Genomic DNA, 4,618 nt, shown 5'->3' with positions numbered 1-4,618 from the left:
GCCCAACCGCACCCCAGACGTCAGTAGCGGATCGCGTCGATCACCTTCACGCGAACCGCGACGGTCGCCGGCAGAACACCGGCGAGAGCCCCGACCACCGTCGCGGCAACGAGACCCTCGACGGCGGCACGGACGGGGAACGCGGGGACGTCGGTGATGCTGCCGCCGATGAGCTCCTCGATGGGGACGTTGGCGACGATCGCGACCGCGACCGCCACGCCGAGGAGCCCGGCGACCGCCGTCGCGAACACGCTCTCCATCATCACCGAGAAGAACACCCGGCCCGACGTCGCGCCGAAGCTGCGCCGGACGCCGATCTCGCGGACCCGGTAGCGGACGGTGACCAGCGCGATGTTCACCAGGCCGAGCGCGCCCATGCCCAGCGCGATGACGCTGACGCCGCGGATGACCCATTGCAGCTGGCTGTCGATGAGGTCGAAGTCGGCCGGGTCGGCGCGGTAGACCTCGACCTGGACGTGGTCGCCGAGCATGCTGCGCAGGTCGGCCCGGACGACCTCGGTCAGCTGGTCGGCGCTGCCGGGCGGTACCCACAGCTCAAGCATCGGCGTCGACTCGTAGAGGCCTTCGGTGCCCCACTGGTCGCGGTGCGTCGTGAGCATGTGGGCGCTGGGCATCTCGCCTTCGTAGGCGTCGGCGGTGACCCCGATGACGGTGGCCCGCACGGGCCGCTCACCGCCGATGAGCACGGTCGGGTGGGTCCGCAGGTCCGGAGCGCCCAGTCGCTGGTGGAAGGTCTCGTTCACCACGAGCACCGGCGCCAGGCGGCGCTCGTCGGCCGGGCCGAACCAGCGGCCGTGCACCGGCTCGATGCGGTGCATCTCGCCGTAGGACTGGTCGACGGCGGTGGTGGCGACCGGCTCGCTGCCGTCGGCGAAGCGCATGACGGTCTCGCTGTAGAGCACGTGCGAGGAGTACGTGACGGAGTGCCGCTCGACGAGGTCGCGGTAGGCCGCGGCGACGGGCTCCGCGGCCAGCATGCCGGTCTCGTTCCACACGTTGACCTGCAGCGTGGCCGGGCGGCCCATGGTGCGCTCGGAGTGCTCGGCGTTGGCCTGCCGGGCCATGTCGCCCAGCGCGGTGATCACCGTCATGGCGGCGACGGCGATGAGCACGCCGATCAGCGACACGATGACGCGGACCTTGTGGATGCGGACCTCTTCCCACGCCTCGGCGAAGGCCGCGAACAGGCCGGTCACGCCGTCACCACCTGGCGCGGCGCGCCCAGCTGCGCGGGATCGAGCGGGCTGAGGACGCCGGCGTCGAGCCGGTAGTGCCGGTGCGCCCGGGCCGCGACCATCGTGTCGTGGGTGATCGTGACCAGCGTGGACCCGGTCTCGGCGGCGATGGCGTCGAGGAGGTCCATGATCTCGGTGCCGGTCTGCACGTCCAGCGCGCCGGTGGGCTCGTCGCAGAGGATCACCCGCGGGCGGCGGACCAGGCTGCGGGCGATGGCGACGCGCTGCTGCTCGCCGCCGGACAGCTTCTCCGGCATGGTGTCGGCGCGCTCGCCCAGGCCGACGCGCGTCAGCATGTCGTGGGCGAGCCGGCGCCGGGTCCAGAACTCGCGACCGCCGGCGTAGAGCAGTGGTGCGGCGACGTTCTCGAGCGCCGACCGGCCGGGCAGCAGGTTGAACTGCTGGAACACGAACCCGAAGCCGGCGCCGCGGAGCTTGGCGCGGCGCCGCTGCGACAGCCCGCCGGTGGGCCGGCCGTCGAGCAGGTATTCCCCCTCGGTCGGGGTGTCGAGCAGCCCCATGAGGTTGAGCAGGGTCGACTTCCCGGACCCGGACCGGCCGACGATGGACACGTGCTCGCCCACCTCGATGGCGAGCGTGACGTCGCGGAGGATCTCGAGGCGGTCGCCATCGGGGAGGATCACCGTGCGGCTCACGCCGTCGAGCGCGATGAGGCTCATCCGGCCTGGCCCATCATGCCCGGGTCCATGGCGTCCTCGTCGGGCGCGCCGGGCACGAACTCGAGGACGAGGTCGCCCTCGGCCAGCCCCTCGCGGATCTCGACCAGCTCGCCGTCGGTGAGGCCCAGCGTCACCGGAGTCTCGACCGGCTCGCCGCCGTCGGCGCCGGCCACCCAGACGTTGCCGGACTCGAACGACCCCTCGACCGCGGTGACCGGGACGACCAGCACGTTCTCGGCCCGGCCGGCCTCGATGACCATGGTCGCGCCCAGCCCGTCGAAGACCGTGACGTCGGGCGGCACCGTGCACGCGATGGCGGTGCTGGAGCCGCCGCCCTGGTCCGCCGCCATCGGATCCTGTGGCGGGACGGCGCCACCGCCGTCACCCGCGCCCCCGTCGCCACCGTCGTCGCCGCCGGATGCGGAGCGGCCGGTGCGCAGGTCGGTGCAGGCGAACGGCGCCGGGCCGCCGCGGGCCTGCACCTCCGCCGACGTCGGACCGCTGACCAGCCGGTACTGCTGCTCGGCGGAGAGCGTGCCGGCGACGGTGAAGCCGCCGGTGGAGATGCTGCCGACGGTGTCGCCGACGGCGACCGTCTCGCCCACGAGCACGTCGTACTCACCGACGGTGCCGGCGGCGGGCGCCTCGATGGTGCGGAAGCGGCGGACGGGGTCGCCCGGCACCTCGACCTCGTTGCCCTCGTCGTCGGTCTCGGTGGTGGGCTCGCCCTCCTCCTCGAACACGACCTCGATGAGCGGGTCGCCCTCCTCGACGATGTCGCCGGGGTCGGCCAGGAACACCGTCACCTCGCCCCCGTCGGTGGCGCGGACCGCCGTCGGCGCGTCGGCCGTGATGGTCGCCTCGACCTCGACGGTGTTGACGACGGTGCCGGTGCTGACAGGGACCTCGGGCTGGACGATCTCGACCGACGGAACGGCCGGGCCGGCGTCGGCGGCACTGCCGTCGGTGTCGCGGAAGGCGATGTAGGCCAGCAGCGCCGCGATGACGGCCCACAGCAGGATCTTGATCGTCGGCAGGACGATGCGGCGGGTGACGCCCATCGGACGTGGCTCCCTCGGATGCGCGGAATGTGGTGGAGGAAGCATGCATACCGAGTATATGGATTGTCAACAGAGCGCTGACTCCTGTTCGGAGGCCGGGCGTCGGCCTACGATGGCGGCATGACGACCGAGCCCGATCGCAGCCGCGTCCGTTTCCCTGACCTCAGCTCGCGCGCCTATGAGCACCCGGCCGACCGGGGCGCGCTCGTCGCCATGCGGTCGCTGCGCGGGTTCGACATCCTGCTGCGCAAGATGTCCGGCCTGTTCAACGAGCGCAGCCTGCGGCTGCACTTCCTGTCCAGCTCGGTGCGGGTCGGCGAGACCCAGTTCCGCGACGTCTACCAGGACGTCGTCGACGCCGCCCACATCCTCGACGTCGAGCGGCCGGAGCTGTTCATCGTCCAGGACCCGAACCCGCGGGCCATGGCCATTGGCACCGACAAGCCGTTCATCGTCGTCACGACCGGCCTGTTCGACCTACTCGACGCCGAGGAGCGCCGCGTCGCCATCGGGCACGAGGTCGGGCACATCCTGTCCGGGCACGCCGTCTACCGCACGCTGCTGCTCATGCTCACGCGGCTGGCGCTGAGGGTCGCCTGGATCCCGCTCGGCTATGTCGGGCTGCGGGCCATCGTGTTCGCGCTCGAGGAGTGGCAGCGCAAGTCCGAGCTGTCCGCCGACCGCGCCGGGCTGCTGGCCTCGCAGGACCCGCAGGCCGCGAAGCGCTCGCTCATGAAGATGGCCGGCGGCTCCCGCCTCGGCGAGATGGACGTCGACGCGTTCCTGCAGCAGGCTCGCGAGTACGACGCCGGCGAGGACGCGCGCGACGGCGTCATCAAGCTGATGAGCCTCATGGGCCGCACCCATCCCCAGGCCGTCGTCCGCCTGGCCGAACTGGACCGCTGGGCGGCGTCGGGCGAGTACAGCCGCATCCTGGCCGGCGACTACCCCCGCCGCTCCGACGACCGCGACGCGTCGGTCAGCCAAGAGGTCCGCAACGCGGCGAAGTCGTACCAGGAGTCGTGGAACCGCACCTCCGACCCGCTCATCAGCACGCTGCGCGACATCTTCAGCGGTGTCGGCGACGCGGGCGGGAAACTGTTCGACAACCTCAGCAGCCGGATGCGGCGTCCGTCGGACTCTTCGGATCAGTAGCCGGGGCTCGCCGGGGTTCGGGGTTGGTTCCCGTCCCCGTTGCTGCCCATTCTCTTGACCCCGGCCACCCGCCGATCATCTCCGAGCACGGGTTGGCCGGGCGCCTCGCCGAGTCGGTGGGGGGTTGAGGTGGGCTCCCCGTCCCCCTTGCTGCCCATTCTCTTGACCCCGGCCACCCGCCGATCATCTCCAAGCACGGGTTGGCCGGGCGCCTCGCCGAGTCGGTCGGGGGTGATGAGGTGGGCTCCCCGTCCCCGTTGCTGCCCATTCTCTTGACCCCGGCCACCCGCCGATCATCTCCGAGCACGGGTTGGCCGGGCGCCTCGCCGAGTCGCTCGGGGGTGATGAGGTGGGCTCCCCGTCCCCCTTGCTGCCCATTCTCTTAACCCCGGGCACCCGCCTCAAGTCCGCGCGCTCTGTGCTTGCGCGCCGCCGAGGTCGGGGCGCTTGGACTTGACCCGGGCAC

4 protein-coding genes are annotated in these 4,618 nt (G+C 71.9%); 1 reads left to right on the top strand and 3 read right to left on the bottom strand.

Features of this window, described 5'->3' with window-relative positions; genetic code table 11:
- Positions 1–20 precede the first annotated feature (20 nt).
- Genes E1212_RS28920 through E1212_RS29770 form a run of 3 tightly spaced genes read right to left on the bottom strand, consistent with a single transcriptional unit; the run spans position 21 to position 2,997 of the window.
- The gene (locus E1212_RS28920; RefSeq protein WP_131988979.1) at positions 21–1,217 is read right to left on the bottom strand and encodes an ABC transporter permease; all 1,197 of its coding nucleotides are present in this window, start codon (positions 1,215–1,217) and stop codon (positions 21–23) included.
- Entirely contained in the window at positions 1,214–1,936 is a 723-nt protein-coding gene (locus tag E1212_RS28915) for an ABC transporter ATP-binding protein (RefSeq protein ID WP_131988977.1), read from the bottom strand. Before E1212_RS28915 ends, E1212_RS28920 begins: the two co-directional genes overlap by 4 nt.
- On the bottom strand, positions 1,933–2,997 hold the full coding sequence (locus E1212_RS29770; RefSeq protein WP_162605678.1) for an efflux RND transporter periplasmic adaptor subunit: 1,065 nt from the start codon (positions 2,995–2,997) through the stop codon (positions 1,933–1,935). The genes E1212_RS28915 and E1212_RS29770 overlap by 4 nt, the downstream gene beginning before the upstream one ends.
- Positions 2,998–3,117: 120 nt before the next feature.
- Between E1212_RS29770 and E1212_RS28905 the strand changes: the two genes are divergently transcribed.
- On the top strand, positions 3,118–4,152 hold the full coding sequence (locus E1212_RS28905) for a M48 family metallopeptidase (protein ID WP_131988975.1): 1,035 nt from the start codon (positions 3,118–3,120) through the stop codon (positions 4,150–4,152).
- Positions 4,153–4,618: the final 466 nt, after the last annotated feature.

Source organism: Jiangella ureilytica, assembly GCF_004348545.1.
In the GTDB taxonomy this organism is placed as follows: Bacteria; Actinomycetota; Actinomycetes; order Jiangellales; family Jiangellaceae; genus Jiangella; species Jiangella ureilytica.
This window is presented reverse-complemented; position numbering and strand designations above follow the sequence as displayed.